The sequence below is a fragment of the Streptomyces sp. adm13(2018) genome, from assembly GCF_008042145.1.
Taxonomy (GTDB): Bacteria; Actinomycetota; Actinomycetes; order Streptomycetales; family Streptomycetaceae; genus Streptomyces.
On sequence record NZ_RDBH01000114.1, the window covers coordinates 277,293 to 299,638 of the forward strand.

Sequence of the window (22,346 nt, forward strand, 5' to 3'; positions counted from 1 at the left end):
GGTCAACCGCCACCAGATAGCGCATCAGGTCGGGCAGCCGCTTCAGGCCCGTACGGGTGACGAAGCCGGCCGGCAGCGGCGGGGCCGAAGGTCCCACCGACCCATGACCAACGGCGGGTTGAGGCCGTTCCGTGAAGTGGCAGGCTGTTCTTTGGCAAGAGTTCGCCAGTGTGACGGGAGTCACTGAAGTCGTTTCAGAAACCCCTTCACTTACACCCTCCCTACACGGGCGCGATTTAATGTGTGCAATTGCACCACCCCTCGCGAAGTGGCGCCGGACACAAAAGAAGATCGCGCCGGACCCGGCGGAGTCCAGCGCGATCGTTGACGAAGGCCTGTTGGGGCAGGAATCCGTCGGCAGAGCTAGGGGTGGGCGACCGGATTGGGGGATCCGGACGGGCCCGGTGTTACGGGGTACTGCTGGGTACTACGGGGTGTTTGCGCGACCTCAGGCCTCGCTGCGCTGCTGCGGAATGCCCGCCAGCAGCGCGCGAACCTCAGCTTCGCGGTACCGGCGGTGCCCACCCAGGGTGCGGATGGACGTGAGCTTTCCGGCCTTCGCCCAACGGGTCACCGTCTTCGGGTCCACGCGGAACATCGTGGCAACCTCGGCAGGGGTCAGCAGCGGCTCGGCATCAGGGGTGCGAGCGGTCATGAGCGGCCTCCTCGGGAGAACCGAACCTTCTCGGTTCTTTCCTCTAAATTCTGCACCTTGACCCGCGTTGCCCGAAATGGCAGAAGCGGGCCGAGTCGGTTATAGGACGAACGGCTTGTCCTCGGCACTACAACTACACCATCCGTCCAGCCACGTCGGCCAAACCGATGGAATTGCCCTCGCAGGTGTTCATCAGCGGCGGAAGTCGATGGACCATGCCATAACGGACAGTCACGCGACTGTGACGATCAGTCACAGAGCGATCAGGAGTCCTCAGACCCCCCATAGAGTGCAATGCTGAGCGTTCCGCCCATAGATGGACGGAAGGAACCCTCCCCGGACTCCTTGTCCTATTTTGGCACGAGGGTGGGCGATGGGCGCAAGGGTGCGTTACGTGCTGTCCGTCACGCTTGAGCCAAAGGCCCGGATCGGGACCAACGTCCCCGCCCGAGGAGTGCCGAAGGACCCGGAGCCCCCCGAAGTCCCCGCCGGCACCCCCGGCATACAAAACCGGGCAGGCGGTATCCGGACAGCCCTGAAGATCATTTACACCCGTCGGACATGTCTTGTCGATACCGACCTGACGAAGATGCCCGACTGATGTCAGTTCGCGAAGCGAAGATCCCGCACCGCACGCCAGCGCTCCGCGAGCCGCCCGTACACGGCGCTCGCCCGCTCCCCGTCGCCGGCGCGCAGGGCCGCGATCCCCTCCGCCATCTGCTCCGCCGACCGGTCCGCCGCCAGCCACTCCTCCGGGACCGCGTGCACCAGGCCGCCGAAGTCCAGCTCCACGAGCGACCGCGGATGGAACTCCTCCAGCCAGCGCCCCACCTCGACCAGCCCCTCCGTCATGGGCCCCTCGTCGATCGACTCCCGCAGCGCCCGCAGCGCCCGCGCGAGACGGCGGCGCGCCTGCGCCATCGTCGTCCGGTAGCGCAGCACCGGCGCCCTCCCGGCGCCGTCCGCGCCCGCTTGGTCCGCGCCCGCGCCGGACCGCCGCTCGCCGGTCGGCCGCTCCCCCGGCTCGTACTCCCGGTCCTCGTCCCCGAAGAGCGCGAACCAGCGCAGCGGCACGTGCCAGACCGCCGTACGGATCCACGGGCGCGCGTCCGGGTTCCGGCTCAGCCAGCGCTCGTAGTCGCTCTCCACCTGAAGGCGCACCACCGGCGGCAGCATCGCGTCGAGCACCGGCTCCGGGAACTGGGCCACCAGCTCCTGGAGCGCCAGCCAGCCGCGCAGCCTGGTCCGCCACGGGCAGATCACCACCACCCCGTCCAGCCGGGCGACGAAGGCCTCCCCGCTCTCGTGGACCGGCACCGGGACCGGTGGCGTCGGCAGCAGGTCGGCCAGCGAGCGCCGCAGCTCCTCCTGCGCCCCCGGGGTGCGCTCCCGGCCGGCGTACCGGGTCCAGTGGGTCCGCTCCGGCTCGGGGAACGCGGCCAGCGGCTCGTACACCCGGAGATAGGACGCGTAGGGGATGAGGACCGAGGAGGCGACCGACATGTCGCGAATCCTTCCACGGAGGTACTCCGGGAGGGGGTGATCCTGAGCACTGCCGCCGATCTACGCCCAGGTAGGACTTACCCTCGTGCCGAACTGGTCCTCCCCCACCCGCAGGGAGGTCCGCAACCGCCGCTTCGTACTTGGGAGTCACCACCGTGACCGATGTGACCGGCGTTCCTGCTGACGTACTGCACACCCTGTTCCACTCGGAGCAGGGTGGCCACGAGCAAGTCGTGCTCTGTCAGGACCGCGCCACCGGCCTCAAGGCCGTCATCGCCCTCCACTCCACCGCCCTGGGCCCCGCCCTCGGCGGCACCCGCTTCTACCCGTACGCCACCGAGGCCGCGGCCGTCGCCGACGCCCTCAACCTGGCGCGGGGCATGTCGTACAAGAACGCCATGGCCGGCCTCGACCACGGCGGCGGCAAGGCCGTCATCATCGGCGACCCGGAGAAGATCAAGTCGGAGGAGCTGCTCCTCGCCTACGGCCGCTTCGTCGCCTCCCTCGGCGGCCGGTACGTCACGGCCTGCGACGTCGGCACCTACGTCGCCGACATGGACGTCGTCGCCCGCGAGAACAAGTGGACGACCGGCCGCTCCCCCGAGAACGGCGGCGCCGGCGACTCCTCCGTCCTCACCGCCTTCGGCGTCTTCCAGGGCATGCGCGCCTCCGCGCAGACCCTCTGGGGCGACCCGACGCTGCGCGGCCGCAAGGTCGGCGTCGCGGGGGTCGGCAAGGTCGGCCACTACCTCGTCGAGCACCTCCTGGAGGACGGCGCCGAGGTCGTGATCACCGATGTGCGCGAGGAGTCGGTCCGCCGGATCACCGACAAGCACCCGCAGGTCGCCGTCGTCGCCGACACCGACGCGCTCATCCGCGTCGAGGGCCTCGACATCTACGCGCCCTGCGCGCTCGGTGGCGCGCTCAACGAGGAGACCGTCCCCTTCCTCACCGCGAGCGTGGTCTGCGGCGCGGCGAACAACCAGCTCGCCCACCCGGGCATCGAGAAGGACCTCGTGGAGCGCGGGATCCTCTACGCGCCCGACTACGTGGTCAACGCCGGTGGCGTGATCCAGGTCGCCGACGAGCTGCACGGCTTCGACTTCGACCGCTGCAAGGCGAAGGCCACGAAGATCTTCGACACCACCCTGGAGATCTTCGCACGTGCGAAGGCGGATGGGATTCCGCCGGCCGCCGCGTCCGACCGGATCGCCGAGCAGCGGATGGCCGAAGCCCGCCGGGCCTAGCCCCGCACGGGGGCCGGCCCGCCATTGGGGTGGACGTGAGGAGTCCGTGGGGGGCCCGTGGGGCGTCCATGGGGAGACTTCGCTCACGCCCCTCGGCGGGTCGGCCCCCGAGAAGAGGTTAAAATCGCGACTGACCAGCGAGGAAAGGGCGCCTCGATGGTTCTGTACCGGGGTATGTGATGCGCGCGGCGTACCGTAGACCCGCGGAAACAGGTACCGTTGAAGCCCTACGGACCGGTCTCTCTGTCGAGAGCCCGTTCCGAATCATGAACGCGTGTCAAGACTCTGGGGCCATCGAGCCCCGTCACCGAGGGGGTCGAGCCATGGGGCGCGGCCGGGCAAAGGCCAAGCAGACCAAGGTCGCCCGCCAGCTGAAGTACAGCAGCGGCGGGACGGACCTGACGCGTCTGGCCAATGAGCTGGGCGCTTCGACTTCGAACCAGCCGCCGAATGGCGAGCCGTTCGAGGACGACGACGAGGAAGACGACCCGTACGCCCAGTACGCGGATCTCTATAACGAGGACGACGAGGACGAGGACGACGAGTCCGGTCCGAGTGCGTCCCCGCGTCGCGCTTGACCTTCTGAATCGCATCGCAGAAACCCGGTCCGGGATCACCCGGCCGGGTTTCTGTGCTGTCCGCGTGCGGGCCGGGGCCAAGGACCCCGTGAACGCGTGCGGGGCGCCCCCTGAGGGACGCCCCGCACGCGTAACGCCGTGGTCCTACTTCGCGTAGTCCCCGACCAGCTCCGCGCCGGTCGTGTGCGCCCCGCGCTCGGTGATCTCGCCCGCGACCCAGGACTCGACGCCCCGGTCCGCCAGCGTCGTCAGGGCCGCGTCCACGGAGTCGGCCGGCACGACGGCCATCATGCCGACGCCCATGTTCAGGGTCTTCTCCAGCTCCAGGCGCTCCACCCGGCCGGCCGTTCCGACCAGGTCGAAGATCGCGCCCGGCGCCCAGGTCGAGCGGTCGACGGTGGCGTGCAGCCCGTCCGGGATCACCCGGGCCAGGTTGGCCGCGAGACCGCCGCCCGTGATGTGGCTGAACGCGTGGACGTCCGTGGTCCGGGTGAGGGCCAGGCAGTCCAGCGAGTAGATCTTCGTGGGCTCCAGGAGCTCCTCGCCGAGCGTGCGGCCCAGCTCGTCGACCTGCTGGTCGAGAGTCATGCCCGCCCGGTCGAAGACCACGTGCCGGACGAGCGAGTACCCGTTGGAGTGAAGACCGGACGAGGCCATGGCGATGACCGCGTCACCCGAACGGATGCGGTCGGCGCCGAGCAGCCGGTCGTGCTCCACGACACCCGTGCCGGCGCCGGCGACGTCGAAGTCGTCCGGACCCAGGAGGCCCGGGTGCTCCGCCGTCTCGCCGCCGACGAGGGCGCAGCCCGCCAGGACACAGCCCTCGGCGATGCCCTTGACGATGGCGGCGACGCGCTCCGGGTGGACCTTGCCGACGCAGATGTAGTCGGTCATGAAGAGCGGCTCGGCGCCGCAGACGACGATGTCGTCCATGACCATCGCGACCAGGTCGTGGCCGATCGTGTCGTACACCCCCATCTGGCGGGCGATGTCGACCTTGGTGCCGACGCCGTCGGTGGCGGAGGCGAGCAGCGGACGCTCGTAGCGCTTGAGGGCGGAGGCGTCGAAGAGGCCGGCGAAGCCGCCGAGGCCGCCGAGGCCCGCGACCTCCGCGCGCTGCGTCTTCTTCACCCACTCCTTCATGAGCTCGACGGCGCGGTCGCCCGCTTCGATGTCGACGCCCGCGGACGCGTAGCTGGCGCCGCCTGCGGCACTGGGGGTCTGAGACATGGGTTCAGAACTTTCGTGTCGTGACTGCTCGCACGGCGGCTGCAGCGGGGTCTTACGGGCGACGCAGGGCGTCGGAGGCCGCCGTGGCGGCCGGGCCGGCGGCCAGCTCGGTCTCCAGGAGCTGCTTGCCGAGCAGCTCGGGGTCCGGCAGCTCCATCGGGTACTCGCCGTCGAAGCAGGCACGGCAGAGGTTCGGCTTCTGGATCGTCGTCGCCTCGATCATCCCGTCGATCGAGATGTACGAGAGCGAGTCCGCGCCCAGCGACTTGCCGATCTCCTCGATCGACATGCCGTTGGCGATCAGCTCCGCGCGGGTGGCGAAGTCGATGCCGAAGAAGCAGGGCCACTTCACCGGCGGCGAGGAGATCCGGATGTGGATCTCGGCCGCGCCGGCCTCGCGGAGCATCTTGACGAGGGCGCGCTGGGTGTTGCCGCGGACGATCGAGTCGTCGACGACCACCAGGCGCTTGCCCTTGATGACGTCCTTGAGCGGGTTCAGCTTCAGCCGGATGCCGAGCTGGCGGATGGTCTGGGAGGGCTGGATGAAGGTGCGCCCGACGTAGGCGTTCTTCACCAGGCCGGCGCCGAAGGGGATGCCGGAGGCCTCGGCGTAGCCGATGGCCGCCGGGGTTCCGGACTCCGGAGTCGCTATCACCAGGTCGGCCTCGACGGGCGCCTCCTTCGCCAGGCGGCGGCCCATCTCCACGCGGGAGAGGTACACGTTCCGGCCGGCGATGTCGGTGTCGGGGCGGGCGAGGTACACGTACTCGAAGACACAGCCCTTGGGCTTCGCTTCCGCGAACCGCGAGGTACGGATGCCGTTCTCGTCGATCGCGATCAGCTCGCCCGGCTCGACCTCGCGGACGTAGCTGGCGCCGCAGATGTCGAGGGCGGCGGACTCCGAGGCGACCACCCAGCCGCGCTCCAGCCGGCCGAGGACCAGCGGGCGGATGCCCTGCGGGTCGCGGGCCGCGTAGAGCGTGTGCTCGTCCATGAAGACGAGGGAGAAGGCACCCCGGACGTCGGGGAGGATCTTCGCGGCGGCCTGCTCGATGGTGAGCGGCTCACCGTCCTCGTCGACCTGCGCGGCGAGGAGCGCCGTGAGGAGGTCGGTGTCGTTGGTGGCCGCCACCCGGGTGCTGCGGCCTTCCTTCTTGGGCAGGTCCGCGACCATCTCGGCGAGCTGCGCCGTGTTCACCAGGTTGCCGTTGTGGCCGAGCGCGATCGAGCCGTGGGCGGTCGCCCTGAACGTCGGCTGCGCGTTCTCCCACACGGAGGCCCCGGTGGTCGAGTAGCGGGCGTGACCGACCGCGATATGACCTTGGAGGGAACCGAGAGAGGTCTCGTCGAAGACCTGGGACACGAGGCCCATGTCCTTGAAGACGAGGATCTGGGAGCCGTTGCTGACCGCGATACCCGCGGATTCCTGGCCCCGATGCTGGAGGGCGTAGAGCCCGAAGTACGTGAGCTTTGCGACCTCTTCACCCGGAGCCCAGACACCGAAGACGCCACACGCGTCCTGGGGGCCTTTCTCGCCGGGGAGCAGGTCGTGATTGAGTCGACCGTCACCACGTGGCACGTTTCCGAGTGTAGACGGGGTCGACCACTGGTCCGAATTGAGGAAATGCGGGGGCCGCTCCACTCGTATGATCACACCAAAAGATCGTCTCGGGTCTGGAGGGGCCTACAAGGCAGGCCCGGTAAGGGATTCCCGCCCCGGGTGCCCTCCGAGCGGACGCTCGTACCAGGCCCGCAGGCCGGCGCCGATGTGACGGAGGGCACCCCGGAGAGGCTCGTTCACCCGGCGGACGGCTGGTTCTGGCCGTCCGTTCCGCCGGTCGTCTCGGAGGTTCCGCCGGTGGTCCCGGAGGGTTCGCCGGTCGTCTCGGAGGTTCCGCCGGTGGCCCCGGAGGGTTCGCCGGCGGGGGCGGCCGTCGCGGTCAGGCCCTTACCGCGGGCGTCGGTCAGCGTCAGCGTGCGGTGGTCCAGCCGATAGGTCAGCGGGCCGTCGAGGATCTCGTACAGCTGTGTCTCCAGCTGCATCTGTGTGCCGGTGCACATCATCCGGGTCGTGGCCGCGGGGCCCTCGACCGTGAGCTTCTTCCCCTCGACGCGGGCGGTGGCGCCGAAGTTGTTGCAGCCGAGGTTGCCGGACACCCTGCCGTCGGCGCCGATGACGAGCCGGGCCTTGCCCCCGGTGCCCGGGGTCAGCGAGGACGCGGTGCCCCCCGAGACCAGCCCGTCGATCTTCCAGATGGTGCCGCGGAGCGGGACGGACGGCTCCTCGGTCAGCTCCACGCTGTTGCGGCCGTCGGCCGAGGCCAGGGTGAGGGTCTCGCCCTCCTGGCGGCCCTTGAGCTCCCCGTCGAAGGCCTTGACCAGGTCCTTCTCGAAGCGCTGCCGGTCCCCGGGACAGCCGATCTCGGTGATCCCCTGCTGGGAGACGGTCAGGGTGTCCCCCTGCACGTCCACGGTCGCGCCGAAGCCGTTGCAGCCGCTGTTCCCGGAGGCGCGGCCGTCCTTGCCGAACGCGAGCCGGGCTCCGTCGGGAGCGGCGGACCTGCGGCCGTCGACCGTGACGGCGCCGATCGTCCAGTGGGTACCGGCGACGACCAGGTCGGGGGCGAGGGAGCCGGATCCGGAGCCGGGACCGGATCCCGAACTTCCCCCCTCCGCGCCGCAGGCGGCGAGGAAGAGGGCCAGGGCGGCGGCGGATGCGGCGGATGCGAAGGTGCGCGTCGTCTGCGTCTGCATGGGGATGGGACGGGCCCCGGCGGAAGTCGGTTCCGCCCGGGCCGCCCGCGTGGGTGGGACCGGCTCAGCCCATCAGGGGCAGGAGGCCGCCCAGGTCGGCCCGTTCGCCGCTCGCGCCGACGCGGCCACCGGCCAGTTCCGTCGCCCACTGGGCCCGCCCGGTCGCCAGACGGATCCAGGTCAGCGGGTCGGTCTCCACCACGTTGGGCGGGGTGCCCCGGGTGTGCCGGGGGCCCTCGACGCACTGCACCACCGCGAAGGGCGGGATCCGCACCTCGACCGCCCCGCCCGGGGCCTTCGCGGCCAGCGCGTCGGCGAGCAGCCGGGTGCAGGCGGCGAGGGCCTGCCGGTCCTGGGGGACGCCGGCGCCGGTCGCCGCGTTCAGGTCGTCGGTGTGCACCACGAGCTCCAAGGCCCGGGTCACCAGGAGGTCCCCGACCGTCATCGCGCCGAACCGGGTCGGCACCAGCCGCTCGTCGGGCACGCCCGCGAGGGCCGCCTCGTAGCGCGCCGCCGCCTCCGCGAACAGCGCCGGCAGATCGGCCGAGTCGATCGCCCGGGTGCCCTCGTCGATGTCCGCCGCCGCGGATGCCGTGGCCGCGGGCCAGTCGAGCAGGGCCAGCTCGCGGCGGGCCGGTTCCGGCTCGGCGAGCCGCCGGGCCGTCGAGGAGAGCACCCCCGTCAGATGCGCCGCCAGGTCCCGTACCGTCCACTCCCCCAGCCGGGTCGGCCCGTCGAGCTGGGCGGGGGTGAGCGCCCCGACCGCCTCCCGTACGTGGGCGAACTGGGCGAGGACGGCCGCCCTGGTCTTGGCGGAGTCGTAACGGCGGGTGCGTTTCCTGGCCGGTGGCATGGGGGCGAGGGTAGCCCGAGTCGGGAGGGGGAGGAGCAGGGCCGGGGTCGGACCGGGTGGCCGGCCGCGCGCGGCACTGCGAACGTCTCGCCGTTCGCCGGTACGCCCACGCCGAACAGCGAGTTGCAGCTCAGATGGTCGCGCTGCCGGTCCTCGGCGTGCACGACGGTCCCGTCCGCCACCGCGAGCAGCGGTGCGCCGAAGGCCGGGAAGGCGCTGCTCCGCCGGACCACCGGCCACAGCCACGCGAAGGCCGGTCGCGGGAGGGCCGGGTCCTCCCGGGTGATGTCGCTCGCGTACGCCTGGCCCAGCTGGTGGGTGTGATGACGTGATACCTCGCAAGAGCTCGTACGAGGGAGCTCGCCCGAGGGAACGAGAAGGCCCCCGCCCGCACCGTTCAGGTCCGGACGGGGGCTTCCCCGGTGCTCCGTATCAGGCCGCGTATCAGGCCAGCAGGGCCGGAATCGTCGCCTCGTGCGCCGACCGCAGCTCCTCCAGGGAGAGCGCGAACTCGCCCTGGACGTCGACCGTGTCGCCGTCGACGACACCGATCCGCGCCGCCGGCAGACCCCGCGCACCGCACATGTCGGTGAAGCGGAGCTCCTCGCTGCGCGGGACGGCGACGACCGCGCGGCCCGCCGACTCGCTGAAGAGGAACGTGAAGGCGTCCAGTCCCTCCGGGACGACCAGGCGCGCGCCGTTCCCGCCGCGCAGGCAGGACTCGACGACCGCCTGGACCAGACCGCCGTCGGACAGGTCGTGCGCGGCGTCGATCATGCCGTCGCGCGAGGCCGAGATCAGGATCTCGCCGAGCAGCTTCTCCCGGTCGAGGTCCACGGCCGGCGGCAGACCGCCGAGGTGCTGGTGGATCACCTCGGACCAGGCCGAGCCGCCGAACTCCTCACGCGTGTCGCCGAGCAGGTAGAGGAGCTGGCCCTCTTCCGCGAAGGCGATCGGCGTACGGCGGTTGACGTCGTCGATCACACCGAGCACGGCCACGACCGGCGTCGGGTGGATCGCGGTCTCGCCCGTCTGGTTGTACAGGGAGACGTTGCCGCCGGTGACCGGGGTGCCGAGCTGGAGGCAGCCGTCCGCGAGACCACGGGTGGCCTCGGCGAACTGCCACATCACGGCCGGGTCCTCGGGCGAACCGAAGTTCAGGCAGTCCGAGATGGCGAGCGGCTTGGCGCCGGAGGCGGCGACGTTGCGGTACGCCTCCGCCAGCGCGAGCTGCGCGCCCGTGTACGGGTCGAGCTTGGCGTACCGGCCGTTGCCGTCGGTCGCCATGGCCACGCCGAGGTTGGTCTCCTCGTCGATGCGGACCATGCCCGCGTCCTCGGGCTGCGCCAGGACGGTGTTGCCCTGCACGAACCGGTCGTACTGGTCCGTGATCCAGGACTTCGACGCCTGGTTCGGCGACGAGACCAGCTTCAGGACCTGGTCCTTCAGCTCGGCGCCGTCCTTCGGCCGGGGCAGCTTGCCGGCGTCGTCGGCCTGGAGCGCGTCCTGCCACTCGGGGCGGGCGAACGGCCGGTGGTAGACCGGGCCCTCGTGGGCGACCGTGCGCGGCGGCACGTCGACGATCTGCTCGCCGTGCCAGAAGATCTCCAGGCGCTCGCCGTCGGTCACCTCACCGATGACGACCGCGATGACGTCCCACTTCTCGCAGATCTCCAGGAAGCGGTCGACGTGCGCGGGCTCGACGATCGCGCACATGCGCTCCTGCGACTCGCTCATGAGGATCTCCTCCGGCGAGAGCGTGGCGTCGCGCAGGTGGACCTTCTCGAGGTCGACCCGCATGCCACCGGAGCCCGCGGAGGCCAGCTCGGACGTGGCGCAGGAGAGCCCGGCGCCGCCGAGGTCCTGGATGCCCGCGACCAGCTTCTCCTTGAAGATCTCCAGGGTGCACTCGATGAGGAGCTTCTCCTGGAAGGGGTCGCCGACCTGGACGGCGGGGCGCTTGGTGGGCTTGGTGTCGTCGAAGGTCTCGGACGCGAGGACCGAGACGCCGCCGATGCCGTCGCCGCCGGTGCGGGCGCCGTACAGGATCACCTTGTTGCCGGGGCCGGAGGCCTGGGCGAGGTGGATGTCCTCGTGCTTCATCACGCCGATGCAGCCGGCGTTGACCAGCGGGTTGCCCTGGTAGCAGGAGTCGAAGACGACCTCGCCGCCGATGTTCGGCAGGCCCAGGCAGTTGCCGTAGCCGCCGATGCCGGCGACGACACCGGGCAGCACGCGCTTGGTGTCGGGGTGGTCGGCCGCGCCGAAGCGCAGCGGGTCGACGACCGCGACCGGGCGGGCACCCATGGCGAGGATGTCGCGGACGATGCCGCCGACGCCGGTGGCCGCGCCCTGGTAGGGCTCGATGTACGAGGGGTGGTTGTGCGACTCGACCTTGAAGGTGACCGCGTACCCCTGGCCCACGTCGACGACGCCGGCGTTCTCGCCGATGCCGACGAGCATGGCGTCGTTCTCCGGGACCTTCTCGCCGAACTGCTTCAGGTGGACCTTGCTGCTCTTGTACGAGCAGTGCTCGGACCACATGACGGAGTACATGGCGAGCTCGGCGCCGGTGGGACGGCGGCCCAGGATCTCGCGGATGCGCGCGTACTCGTCCTCCTTGAGGCCGAGCTCCTTCCAGGGCTGCTCGCTGTCCGGCGTCTCGCTCGCGTGCTTGACGGTGTCGAGGCTCATACGGCGTTGACCAGCTTCTTGAGGATCGAGGTGAAGAAACCGAGGCCGTCCGTCTTGCCCGTGCCGACGAGCGGCTCGACGGCGTGCTCGGGGTGCGGCATGAGGCCGACCACGTTGCCCGCGGCGTTGGTGATGCCCGCGATGTCGCGCAGCGAGCCGTTCGGATTGACGTCGAGGTAGCGGAAGGCCACCCGCCCCTCGGCCTCCAGCTCGTCGAGCACCCGCTCGTCGGCGACGTACCGGCCGTCCATGTTCTTGAGCGGGACCTCGATCTCCTGGCCCGCGGTGTAGTCCGAGGTCCAGGCGGTCTCCGCGTTCTCCACCCGCAGCTTCTGGTCGCGGCAGATGAAGTGGAGGTGGTTGTTGCGCAGCATCGCGCCCGGCAGCAGGTGCGCCTCGGTGAGGATCTGGAAGCCGTTGCAGATGCCGAGGACGGGCATGCCCGCCTTCGCCTGCTCGATGATCGTCTCCATCACCGGCGAGAAGCGGGAGATGGCTCCGGCCCGCAGGTAGTCGCCGTAGGAGAAACCGCCGGCCAGCACCACGGCGTCGACCTGCTTGAGGTCCTTGTCGCGGTGCCAGAGCGATACGGGCTCGGCGCCCGCGAGGCGGGCGGCACGCAGCGCGTCCTGGTCGTCGAGCGTTCCGGGGAACGTGACGACGCCGATGCGTGCGGTCACGACTCCACCTTCACGATGAAGTCTTCGATCACGGTGTTGGCAAGGAAGGTTTCGGCCATCTCATGGATGCGGGCGAGGGCGGCGTCGTCGACCGGCCCCTCCACCTCCAGCTCGAAACGCTTCCCCTGACGGACGTCGGCGATTCCGGCGAATCCCAGGCGGGGCAGTGCACGCTGCACCGCCTGCCCCTGAGGGTCGAGGATCTCCGGCTTGAGCATGACGTCGACTACGACGCGTGCCACTGGCACTCCCGGTGGTGTGTTGCGTGGGCGGTTCCCTCAGCGTACCTGTCTCCAAATTCTACGCGGGTAGAGATCTGAAGGATCCTACAAAAGCCAGGTCACGGCGGCACCCTGCCAGGGATCGCCACCCACACCTCCCTCCGAGCCCGCCCGCGCAAAATTCCCGTGAAATATTGCGGACGTCAATCCACCGGGACACGCTGAAACAATTGCCGGGGCTTCACAATGCGACGCCCGCCGCTGTACAAAGGAATCGAGAAAGAATCAGCGTGGTCGCGGCACAGCCGTACGGTCGGCATCGCCGCACGTCAGGGGCGCCACAAGCACCCCCACTGCGGCACCGGCCGCAGGAAAGGACCGATATCCGTGGCTCAGCGTGTGGTGGTCACAATCTCCGACGACATGGACGGCGGAGAAGCAGCTGAAACGGTCGCGTTCGGCCTCGACGGGAAGATGTACGAGATCGACCTGAATGCTGCCAATGCAAAGAAACTCCGCAAGGCACTCGCTCCGTACCTCGCCGCCGGCCGCACGACGCCGTCGAAGGCCGGGACCGGCCGGAGCGCCTCCCGCGAGTCGTACACGCGCACCTCCCTGGCCCCCGACCCGGCGGCGGTCCGCGCCTGGGCGCAGTCCAACAAGATGGAGGTGCCGGCCCGCGGCCGGATCCCCAAGCGGGTCTACGAGGCCTTCCGCGCGGCGAGCTGAACGGCGGGCGGGGCGGCGGATCGCACTGCGGACCGGAGTGCGGCCGGACCGCGGCTCGGACTGCGGGTCGGCCTCGGACCGGACCGCCGGTCGGCGGGCCGGCCCCACCCGGCGACGCGGCCCGGGGGGAACCGATTTGCATTGCACCCCCGATGATCCGCTAGAGTCTGGAACACGCCGAGGGGCAAGGCCGAGAAGCCGAACCTCACGCAGCGTGCGGGTGTAGTTCAGTAGCAGAACAGCCCCCTTCCAGGGGGAAGGCGCAGTGTGCAATTCCTGTCACCCGCTCTGCATCGCAAGACCAAGCACTCCGGTGCGTCGGATAGAGTGGTGCTCGCACCGCCCAGTGAGAGCTGAGCGGCGGCAATGCGGACGTAGCTCAGTTGGTAGAGCATCACCTTGCCAAGGTGAGGGTCGCGAGTTCGAATCTCGTCGTCCGCTCCAGATCGAAGGCCCCGGTTCATCGAACCGGGGCCTTCGTCGTGTCCCCCCTTCTTTCGCGGCCTCCCCGACTTCTCCCCCCATGACTTTTGTCAGAAGCGGGTGATGACAGCGCGCACTGCCGGACGGTCCGCGCCGCCGGAAACCTGGACACATGAGCAACGCGACCCCCGCGAACTGGGCGGACCCCGCGAACCCTGCGTACTCCGAAGCGCCCGCGATCGAGGCGGAAAGCCTCCGCCGCGGCTACTCCGGCGGCTTCGAGGCCGTCCGCGGCATCTCCCTGACCGTACGGCGCGGCGAGATCTTCGCCCTCCTCGGCACCAACGGAGCCGGGAAGACCTCCACCGTCGAACTCCTCGAAGGCCTCGCCGCCCCGAGCGCGGGCACCGCCCGCGTCCTCGGCCACGACCCCTACCGCGACCGGGCCGCCGTCCGCCCCCGGATCGGCGTGATGCTCCAGGAAGGCGGCTTCCCCTCCGAACTGACCGTGGCCGAGACCGTACGGATGTGGGCGGGCTGCACCACCCACGCCCGCCCCGCCGCCGAAGCGCTCGGCGCCACCGGCCTCACGGGCCGCGAGGGCGTACGGGTCAAGCAGCTGTCCGGCGGCGAACGGCGCCGGCTCGACCTCGCCCTCGCCCTCCTCGGCCGCCCCGAGATCCTCTTCCTCGACGAACCCACCACCGGCCTCGACGCCGAAGGACGCCGCGACACCTGGGAACTCGTCCGCGCGCTGCGCGACGGCGGCACCACCGTCCTGCTCACCACCCACTACCTGGAGGAGGCCGAGACCCTGGCCGACCGGCTCGCGATCATGCACCGCGGCCAGATCGTGCTCTCCGGCACCCCCGCCCAGGTCACCGGCAGGAGTTCGCAGGCGGCCGCGATCTCGTCGGGAAGCATGCTGAGGGGGACGAAGAGCCCGGAGCCGAGGGCGGAGACCAGCACCCGCGAGCAGCACACGCACCCGCGGGTGCCGGGACCGGGCTCGTCGGGCTGCGGGAACGGCTCGCGGCGGTCGGCGGGACGCTCGACGCGGGACCCGGCGCCGACGGCACGTTCCTCGTGACGGCCCGGATTCCGGTGGCCCGGGCGGAGGCGCGGCGATGACCGCGCCCGAGCGGGGACCCGTACCCCTGCCCGAGGAGGGCCGCGCAGCCGGCCCCGGGGCTGTACGCGTCGGCGCCGCCGGGCCCGTACGCGAGGACGACCCCGGGCCCGTGCCCGCAGACGAGCCCGGTCCCGTGTCCGTACCCCCGCGGGTGCGTGTGCTGCTCGCGGACGACGAGCATCTGATCCGGGGAGCGGTGGCCGCGCTGCTCGGTCTGGAGGACGATCTCGTCGTCGTCGCCGAGGCCGCCACCGGACCCGAGGCGCTCGCCATGGCCCGCGCCCATCGGCCCGACGTCGCCGTGCTCGATCTGCAGATGCCGGGAGCGGACGGTGTGAGGGTCGCCACAGCCCTCCGCGACGAACTGCCCGACTGCCGCACCATGATCGTGACCGGCCACGGCCGTCCCGGGCACCTCAAGCGGGCCCTCTCCGCCGGCGTCCGCGGCTTCGTCCCGAAGACCGTCAGCGCCCAGCGGCTTGCCGAGATCATCCGTACCGTGCATGCCGGAAACCGCTATGTGGACCCGGAGTTGGCGGCTGACGCCATCGCCTCGGGGGACTCCCCGCTGACCGCGCGGGAGGCCGAGGTGCTCGAACTCTCCGCCGACGGCGCCCCCGTCGCGGAGATCGCCCGCCGCGCCTCCCTCTCCCCCGGCACCGTCCGCAACTACCTCTCCTCCGCCGCCGCCAAACTCGGTGCGGAGAACCGTCATACGGCGGTGCGGCTCGCGCAGGCGAAAGGTTGGGTATAGTTGGCTCCGCGCTACGGCGCATGCGGACGTAGCTCAGTTGGTAGAGCATCACCTTGCCAAGGTGAGGGTCGCGAGTTCGAATCTCGTCGTCCGCTCCATGAAGAAGCCCCCGGTCGATCCGACCGGGGGCTTTCTCGTGCGCCGTGGCCCGCCCCCCGGCACACGGGCCGGGGGGCGGGCCGGGGCCTCAGAAGCTGTCGGACCAGGACTCGCCGGTCAGCAGCTCGTACGCCTCCAGGTACTTGGCGCGCGTCGCGTCCACGATCTCCTGCGGGAGCGGCGGCGGGGGCTGCTCGCTCCGGCGGTCCCAGCCGGACGCCGGGGAGGTCAGCCAGTCCCGGACGAACTGCTTGTCGTACGACGGCTGGGCGCGGCCCGGCTCCCACTGGTCGGCCGGCCAGAAGCGGGAGGAGTCCGGCGTGAGGACCTCGTCGCCGAGGACGAGGGTCTCGCCGTCGAAGCCGAACTCGAACTTGGTGTCCGCGAGGATGATCCCGCGGTCGCGGGCGATGTCCCGGGCCCGGCCGTACACGTCGAGGGTCGTCCGGCGCAGCACCGCCGCCGCCTCGGCGCCGACCTGGCGGGCGACCTCCTCGTACGACACGTTCTCGTCGTGGTCGCCCACCGCGGCCTTGGTGGCCGGGGTGAAGATCGGGGCGGGCAGCTCGGAGCCGTCGCCGAGGCCCTCGGGGAGGGCGAGGCCGCAGACCGTGCGGGACTCCTTGTACTCCAGGAGGCCGGAGCCGGTGAGGTAGCCGCGGGCGACGCACTCGACCGGGACCATGTTGAGCGACGAGCAGACCGTGGTGCGGCCCGCCCAGTCGGCGGGGGCGCCGGCCGGCACCTCGGTCGAGATCACGTGGTGCGGAACGAGGTCGGAGAGCCGGTCGAACCACCACAGGGAGAGCCGGGTGAGGACCCGGCCCTTGTCGGGGATCTCGGTGGGCAGCACCCAGTCGAACGCGGAGATGCGGTCGCTCGCCACCATCACGAGGTCCCCGTCCTCGTTCCGGTACAGGTCGCGCACCTTGCCCGTGTGGAGATGGGTGAGGCCCGGGACCTGGACGGGCTCGGGCTTTTCTACGAATCCGGACACGGTTCCTCCGCGTAGGTTGATCCAGGAGCGTGTCCGATTCTCTCGCACATCCGGGCGGCCCCGGCCGCCGGGCCGTGTGACCCCCCGCTCAGTCCCTCCCCCCGCCCGGTCGCTCGCAGTCCCGCTCAGTCCCTCTTGCAGATCCGGTCGAGAAGGTTCGCGGTGGCGCGCTGCACGCGGGCGTCGACGTGGCCGGGCCGGTCGAGCGCCGGCGACCAGGCGAAGGTGCCCGAGGCGAACACCCAGGCGCCCGACGGCGCGCGGTACAGACTCGTCTCCTGGTGCCGCAGCGCCCCCTCGCCGTCGCGGTAGGGCGAGTGGGCGAGCAGCATGCGGCTCTCGTGCTCGGGGAGCGCCGTACGCGGGAAGTAGCGGTCGGCCTCGCCCGCGACCAGTCCGGGGAGCTCGTCTCCGTCGCCGGCGCCGGTGGCGTCCCAGAGCCAGTGCCCGGCGTTCCGCACGACCAGCGGGTGCGGTTCGGGCACCCGCCCCGCGTACTGGATACCGAGGAGCTGCTGCTCGGGCCGGTCGATCTCGCGCCAGAGCGCGGGACGGCCGGGGCCGCGGCGCTTGCGGCAGGTCAGGAGCCGGTCCGGCACCCCGGACGGCGAGGGGCCCAGCTCCACCTGCCAGTACATGGTGTTGGCGGAGAGGAAGACCAGCGACGTGCCGTGGTCGCGGGCCTGCTCGACGGTCCGGCGCATCGGCACCGACCAGTACTCGTCGTGCCCCGGGAAGACCAGCCCCCGGTAACGGCTCGGATCCACCCGGCCCGCGTGCAGGTCGCGGGTCTCGGCGTACGCCAGGTCGTAGCCGTAGCGCTCGGCCCAGCGGATGAAGTCGTACGCGTGCCCGACGTGGAGCGGCAGCCCCGCGCCCGCGTACGGCCGGTCGAAGGAGACGGTGACGGCCGCGTCCTGCTCGCCGAGCAGCCGGCCCTCCTCGTCCCACGCGTGGTAGAGGCTGGCGCCGGTGTGCCCGTCCTCCGGATAGAGGTTGTACGCCTGCCACGTCACGTCCGGGAGGACCAGCAGCAGATCGGCCGGATGGTCGTCGCGGACCGTGAACGGGATGTGCGAGCGGTGGCCGTCGACGGTGGTGAGCACGGCGACGTACGCGCCGATCGACCAGTACGACGGCACCTGGAGCCGCCAGGACTGCCACCAGTGGTGGCAGGAGACCGTGCGGTCGGCGGTCAGCGGCGCCGGCTGCACGATCCCGGAGAGCCGGGGGCTCGTGGTGATCTTCGCGGCGCCGTCGCCGCCGTAGTGACCGATCCGGTAGACGTCGACCGAGAACTGCTGGGGCGGGTCCACCGTGATGTGGAAGTCGATCGACTCCCCGGGCGCCACGGCCCCGTCCGAGGCGAAGCCCTTGATCTGGCGCCGGACGTCGTCGGCCGTGCGCGGGCCGCCTCTGCCGCCCCGGGCCAGGATCTCGTCCGCGTACCAGGGGACCACCTGCCCGGTGTCGTCGAAGTAGTTCTCGGAACCGCGCAGCCAGGGCAGCGGGCCCTGGCCGAAGGGATCCGATACGGCGTGCGCCAGCGCACCCGACTCCCACCGCCTGATCTGATCCGCCCCCATGCTGCGCCCCTCCCTCGACTCCCCCGGGTCGGCTGGTCAGTGCCTGTGTGATCGCGCCGGCTCGTGCCTCTGGTCCGGGCGCCCGGAGTGGGCGCCCGCTGTGGGTCCTCGGTCAGGACCTCGGTTCGGGCCATGCGCCCGGCGCCCGTTTTCGGACACCTGGCTGTGGCCTCTGGTTCGTGCCTCTGTCAGTGACGGTCTCCAGCACATCACATAACGCACGCACTCCGTCACCGTTCGTCGTGAATTGGCGAGAGTGGAAGACGGGGCTCCGAAACGGCGGTTCTCCACCGGCGTCTCCCGGCCACCTCCGGGGGGCGTCCTGGCGACCTCCGCCGACGCGTCCCGGCCACCTCCGGGCTCCCCCGGAGGCCTCAAACCAGCCGTACGGGCTTCTCGGGGCGCACCCCGGTCCGGGCCAGCCAGTCCCGCAGCGGCTCCGGGTCGCCGTCCTCGACGAGCGCGAGCACCCGGGGACCGAGGTCCACCGCCCGCTCGCCGCCGACGAGCAGCGCCGGGCCGTCGAGCCAGTCGAGGCCCGGGGCCGCCTCGGCGGTGTCCACGGCCGCGCAGCAGACCATCGCGGTGACGTGGTCGGCGAGCAGGTCACGGCCCGAGCGGGGCGGCTGGAGCGGGAAGAGTGGCAGCGGGCCGTCCGGGCCGCTGACCGCGGGGAGTGCGGCGCCGGGGTGCCGGTCGTCCTGGTCGGCGCCGTGGGCCGCCGCCGACAGGGCCGTCGCGGCCACCCGCGCCTCCCTGGCCGCCTCCTCGCGCGCGAGGAGCGCGCTGAGCGCCCTGGCGAGCGCATCGGCGGCGGGGTTGAAGACCTCTTCGTCCGCGTCGAGGTCTGCGTCCATGTCCGCGTCGACGCCTCGCTCCAGGTCTCCGTCCGCGTCCGGGTCCCGGGTGAGGACGAGGTCGCGGCCGAGGTCGGTGTCGGCCCCTCCCCGTACGGCGTCCTCGGCAGCGGCGTCCGGGGCGGCGGCATCGGTCGGCTTCGGGGGTTCCGTGGAGAGGTGGGCGATCACCCGGGTCAGGGTCGGGCCCTCGGTGACGCCCCGAACGCCCTGGCCCGCGGTGGCGGAGTCCGCCCGGCCGAGGCCGTCGAGGACCTGGTGCAGCCGGGCCGCGTCCGTACGCCACTTCCGGTCGACGACCTCCTCCGGGTACTGGCTCCACTCCACCGGGGACCAGTCGGGGCCGGGTGCGGCCGGGCCGCCGTGGAAGAGGCGGGCGGCGAGCAGCGAGGTGGCCTCGTCGACGGCGCCCGGCTCCTCCAGGAGGTCGCAGGCGGGCCGCTCGCCGAGCCGGGAGGAGAAGCCGTCCGCGAGCCGGTCGCGACGGGAGAGCTCGGTCAGGGCGGAGACCACGCCGGCGTCGAGCTTGGCGGGCCAGCGGCCCATCCGCCAGGCGGGCAGCGCGACCCGGGTCAGGAGCCGGTCCCAGCCCGCGTACGCCAGGCCGACCTGCTCTTGGGCGACGATCCGTACGCCGTAGTCCACGGCCTGGGCGCGCTCCGAGCCGGCGGCGGCCACCCCGCGTTCCATCTCGGCGGCGTGCCCGCGGCAGGCGCGCAGGAGGACGCGGGCGATCCGGCCGACCCCGTGCGCGCCGAGCCGGCGGACCGGGTCGAGACCGGGGGTCGTGGGCACGGCCACGGCGGCGTCGAGGCCGCGGATGAAGCGGCGGGCGGCGGCTATGTCCGGGTGCGCGGCGGGGCCGGTGCCGGCGACGACGGGGGCCAGGACAGCCCGCAGCTCGCCGACCCGCATCCACCACAGGAACGGGGAGCCCAGGACGAGGACGGGGGCGCCTTCGCCCTCTCCGTCGCCGCTCGGGGTGCGCAGCGCGCGGTGGGCCCGGTGGGTGCGGTCCTCCAGCCAGCTGTCGCAGTCCGGGGTCAGGGCTATCGCCGCCGGGGCCGGGACGTCGAGCCGGTCGGCCAGGTCGCGGACGAGCCGGTAGAGGTCGGGCGCGGCGGTCTCGGAGAGCTCCACCGTCGGCGTGGCGGCCGGACGGGCCCGCGCGACGACGAGGGACACGGCGGTGGCCGCGAGGAGAACGACGACCGCGAGGACGGTCACCACCCAGCGGGCCGCGTCCCAGCCGGAGCCGGTGAAGTGGCCGGTGGCCCCGCCCGCGTACAGCACGACGGCCACGGCGGCGGGCAGGACCGCGAGGCCCAGTGCCCTGCCGCGGACCCGGAGGACGGCGAGGGCCCGGGAGCGCGCGGCGCGCGCTCCCCACTCCTCGCCGACAACGGAGCCGGTACCGGTCACGCCGTTCATCACCCCCTCCTGCCCGTGTCGGGACTGCCTGTGGCGGTGTTGCTCACTCCCCCACTGTGGCACCCGTCACTGACATCGCAATGCCGGTGGGCCAAGTGCCGGAACGCCTTCGCCGCACCCTAGTTGGGGGTTCGGCGGGAGTCATCCGGATGGCTCAGTCGTCACTCGAAGGTATGGCTTTGGGCAAAGGTGATGGATTTCGCGCGGCCGTACGATCCACCGCACGGCCGCGCGAGAAATCAACGCTCCCGTCAGGCTTCCGAGGCCTTCCGCGCGATGTCGGTGCGGTGCTGGGAGCCGTCAAGGCGGATACGGCCGACCGCCGCGTAGGCGCGCTCGCGGGCCTGCGCCAGGTCCGTTCCGGTCGCGGTGACCGAGAGGACCCGGCCGCCCGCGCTGACGACCGCGTCGCCGTCCCGCCGCGTGCCGGCGTGGAGCACGTACGCGTGCGGGGCGTCCTTCTCGGCGACCTCGTCGAGGCCCTCGATCGGGTCGCCCGTGCGCGGGGTCTCCGGGTAGTTGTGCGAGGCGACGACCACGGTGACCGCGGCGTCGTCGCTCCAGTGCAGCGGGGCCTGGTCGTCCAGGGTGCCGTTGGCGGCGTTCAGCAGGACGCCGGCCAGCGGGGTGCGGAGCCGGGCGAGCACGACCTGGGTCTCGGGGTCGCCGAAGCGGGCGTTGAACTCGATGACCCGGACACCCCGGCCGGTGATCGCCAGACCCGCGTACAGCAGGCCGGAGAAGGGGGTGCCGCGGCGGCGCAGCTCGTCGACCGTCGGCTGGAGGACGGTCCCGAGGACCTCCTCGACCAGCTTGGGGTCGGCCCAGGGCAGCGGCGAGTAGGCGCCCATGCCGCCCGTGTTCGGGCCCGCGTCGTCGTCGAGCGCGCGCTTGAAGTCCTGCGCGGGCTGGAGCGGGAGGACGGTGGTGCCGTCGGTGATGGCGAAGAGGGAGACCTCGGGGCCGTCGAGGAACTCCTCGATGACCACGCGGTCGCACGCGAGCGCGTGGGCCCGGGCCTGCGCCAGGTCGTCGGTGACGACCACGCCCTTTCCGGCGGCGAGGCCGTCGTCCTTCACGACGTACGGGGCGCCGAAGGCGTCGAGTGCCTCGTCGATCTCCTCCGGGGTCGTGCAGACGTAGCTGCGGGCGGTCGGCACTCCGGCGCCCGCCATGACGTCCTTGGCGAACGCCTTGGAGCCCTCCAGCTCCGCCGCCTCCCGGGACGGGCCGAAGGCGGGGATGCCGGCCGCGCGGACGGCGTCGGCGACGCCGGCGACGAGCGGGGCCTCCGGGCCGACGACGACCAGGCCGGCGCCGAGCTCGGTGGCGAGGCGCGCGACGGCTTCGCCGTCCAGCTGGTCGACGGGGTGCAGCTCGGCGACCTCCGCGATCCCGGCGTTGCCGGGCGCGCAGTGCAGAGCGGTGACGTCGGGATCGAGGGAGAGAGAGCGGCACAGGGCGTGTTCGCGGGCGCCGCCGCCGATGACGAGGACCTTCACGCCAGTCAGGGTAGCCCGAGGACCGGGATGCCCCTTGTGCGGGCCACTGAACGAGACGCCCCTACTCGTTCGTGTATTCCTCCACAACCGTGGCTCCGAGCTCGCGCACGATCAGGTCGTGCCCGGAGAGCGCGGAGTCGACGAGGTCCGGGTCGTCCTCCTCCGGCATGTCGTCCTCGGGCGCCACGGACCGCGGCGCGGGCGGCGTGTACGCGGGCGCGGGCGGCTGCGCCGGGGCGGGCGCGGGGGCCTGTGCCTGTGCCTGTTGTGCCTGCGGGAACGACGAGGACGGCGTCGACTGCGGCTGCGCGTGGGCGGGCGGCGGGGCCTGCTGGAAGGTGTGCCTGTTGTGCCTGCGGGAACGACGAGGACGGCGTCGACTGCGGCTGCGCGTGGGCGGGCGGCGGGGCCTGCTGGAAGG

At 71.8% G+C, this 22,346-nt stretch carries 19 protein-coding genes and 3 tRNA genes; 8 read left to right on the forward strand and 14 right to left on the reverse strand.

All coding sequences use genetic code 11. The annotated features are described in order from the left end of the window. Positions 1-448 precede the first annotated feature (448 nt). Complete coding sequence (gene bldC, locus EAO70_RS13530) at positions 449-655, reverse strand: developmental transcriptional regulator BldC (protein ID WP_003949541.1); 207 nt, start codon at positions 653-655, stop codon at positions 449-451. A gap of 603 nt (positions 656-1,258) precedes the next feature. Next, positions 1,259-2,158, reverse strand: coding sequence for a hypothetical protein (locus EAO70_RS13535; RefSeq protein ID WP_148003235.1), 900 nt, complete (start codon positions 2,156-2,158; stop codon positions 1,259-1,261). Positions 2,159-2,313: 155 nt separating this feature from the next. On the opposite strand from EAO70_RS13535, the gene EAO70_RS13540 reads away from it, so the two are divergent. Further along, positions 2,314-3,405 carry a Leu/Phe/Val dehydrogenase gene (locus tag EAO70_RS13540; protein WP_148003236.1) on the forward strand — a complete coding sequence of 364 codons (1,092 nt, stop codon included), beginning with the start codon at positions 2,314-2,316 and terminating at the stop codon, positions 3,403-3,405. Positions 3,406-3,728: 323 nt separating this feature from the next. Then, a complete protein-coding gene (locus EAO70_RS13545; RefSeq protein WP_030318267.1) occupies positions 3,729-3,983 on the forward strand; it encodes a DUF3073 domain-containing protein in 255 nt (84 codons plus the stop codon). 144 nt (positions 3,984-4,127) lie between these two features. Here EAO70_RS13545 and purM read toward each other — a convergent pair whose 3' ends face one another. The 7 genes from purM to purS all read right to left on the reverse strand — a co-directional run bounded on the left by purM (position 4,128) and on the right by purS (position 12,436). After that, entirely contained in the window at positions 4,128-5,213 is a 1,086-nt protein-coding gene (gene purM, locus EAO70_RS13550) for a phosphoribosylformylglycinamidine cyclo-ligase (RefSeq protein ID WP_148003237.1), read from the reverse strand. Positions 5,214-5,265: 52 nt separating this feature from the next. Beyond that, entirely contained in the window at positions 5,266-6,792 is a 1,527-nt protein-coding gene (gene purF, locus EAO70_RS13555) for an amidophosphoribosyltransferase (protein WP_148003238.1), read from the reverse strand. A 218-nt stretch (positions 6,793-7,010) separates the two neighbouring features. Then, complete coding sequence (locus EAO70_RS13560) at positions 7,011-7,967, reverse strand: META domain-containing protein (RefSeq protein ID WP_148003239.1); 957 nt, start codon at positions 7,965-7,967, stop codon at positions 7,011-7,013. Positions 7,968-8,031: 64 nt separating this feature from the next. Continuing rightward, positions 8,032-8,820, reverse strand: coding sequence for a maleylpyruvate isomerase family mycothiol-dependent enzyme (locus EAO70_RS13565; RefSeq protein ID WP_148003240.1), 789 nt, complete (start codon positions 8,818-8,820; stop codon positions 8,032-8,034). A gap of 444 nt (positions 8,821-9,264) precedes the next feature. After that, positions 9,265-11,514 (reverse strand): phosphoribosylformylglycinamidine synthase subunit PurL, encoded by a 2,250-nt coding sequence (gene purL / locus EAO70_RS13575; RefSeq protein ID WP_148003241.1) that lies wholly within the window; start codon positions 11,512-11,514, stop codon positions 9,265-9,267. Beyond that, positions 11,511-12,194 carry a phosphoribosylformylglycinamidine synthase subunit PurQ gene (gene purQ, locus EAO70_RS13580; protein ID WP_148003242.1) on the reverse strand — a complete coding sequence of 228 codons (684 nt, stop codon included), beginning with the start codon at positions 12,192-12,194 and terminating at the stop codon, positions 11,511-11,513. The genes purL and purQ overlap by 4 nt, the downstream gene beginning before the upstream one ends. Further along, positions 12,191-12,436: a phosphoribosylformylglycinamidine synthase subunit PurS gene (gene purS, locus EAO70_RS13585; protein ID WP_017240564.1), complete on the reverse strand. Its 246-nt coding sequence runs from the start codon at positions 12,434-12,436 to the stop codon at positions 12,191-12,193. The genes purQ and purS overlap by 4 nt, the downstream gene beginning before the upstream one ends. A gap of 366 nt (positions 12,437-12,802) precedes the next feature. On the opposite strand from purS, the gene EAO70_RS13590 reads away from it, so the two are divergent. From EAO70_RS13590 to EAO70_RS13625, 6 genes are all read left to right on the forward strand, one after another. Beyond that, the gene (locus EAO70_RS13590; RefSeq protein WP_148003243.1) at positions 12,803-13,144 is read left to right on the forward strand and encodes a histone-like nucleoid-structuring protein Lsr2; all 342 of its coding nucleotides are present in this window, start codon (positions 12,803-12,805) and stop codon (positions 13,142-13,144) included. Between the two features lie 216 nt (positions 13,145-13,360). Beyond that, positions 13,361-13,432: transfer RNA gene (locus EAO70_RS13595), tRNA-Gly, on the forward strand. An 80-nt stretch (positions 13,433-13,512) separates the two neighbouring features. Further along, positions 13,513-13,588 (forward strand) — tRNA-Gly (locus EAO70_RS13600). A 151-nt stretch (positions 13,589-13,739) separates the two neighbouring features. Next, positions 13,740-14,657 carry an ABC transporter ATP-binding protein gene (locus tag EAO70_RS13605; RefSeq protein WP_261992841.1) on the forward strand — a complete coding sequence of 306 codons (918 nt, stop codon included), beginning with the start codon at positions 13,740-13,742 and terminating at the stop codon, positions 14,655-14,657. 37 nt (positions 14,658-14,694) lie between these two features. Beyond that, positions 14,695-15,453, forward strand: coding sequence for a response regulator (locus EAO70_RS13620; RefSeq protein WP_410091272.1), 759 nt, complete (start codon positions 14,695-14,697; stop codon positions 15,451-15,453). A gap of 22 nt (positions 15,454-15,475) precedes the next feature. After that, positions 15,476-15,551, forward strand: a tRNA-Gly gene (locus EAO70_RS13625). Between the two features lie 89 nt (positions 15,552-15,640). Here the strand turns inward: EAO70_RS13625 and EAO70_RS13630 are convergent. The 5 genes from EAO70_RS13630 to EAO70_RS37910 all read right to left on the reverse strand — a co-directional run. Next, positions 15,641-16,549, reverse strand: coding sequence for a phosphoribosylaminoimidazolesuccinocarboxamide synthase (locus EAO70_RS13630; protein ID WP_148003244.1), 909 nt, complete (start codon positions 16,547-16,549; stop codon positions 15,641-15,643). A 125-nt stretch (positions 16,550-16,674) separates the two neighbouring features. After that, the gene (locus tag EAO70_RS13635) at positions 16,675-18,135 is read right to left on the reverse strand and encodes a N,N-dimethylformamidase beta subunit family domain-containing protein (protein WP_148003245.1); all 1,461 of its coding nucleotides are present in this window, start codon (positions 18,133-18,135) and stop codon (positions 16,675-16,677) included. A 374-nt stretch (positions 18,136-18,509) separates the two neighbouring features. Then, entirely contained in the window at positions 18,510-20,423 is a 1,914-nt protein-coding gene (locus tag EAO70_RS13640; RefSeq protein WP_148003246.1) for a hypothetical protein, read from the reverse strand. 251 nt (positions 20,424-20,674) lie between these two features. Further along, positions 20,675-21,925, reverse strand: coding sequence for a phosphoribosylamine--glycine ligase (gene purD, locus EAO70_RS13645; RefSeq protein ID WP_148003247.1), 1,251 nt, complete (start codon positions 21,923-21,925; stop codon positions 20,675-20,677). A 111-nt stretch (positions 21,926-22,036) separates the two neighbouring features. Continuing rightward, positions 22,037-22,346, reverse strand: a 310-nt coding sequence (locus tag EAO70_RS37910) for a hypothetical protein (RefSeq protein WP_222723466.1), incomplete at its 5' end; no start/stop codon positions are given.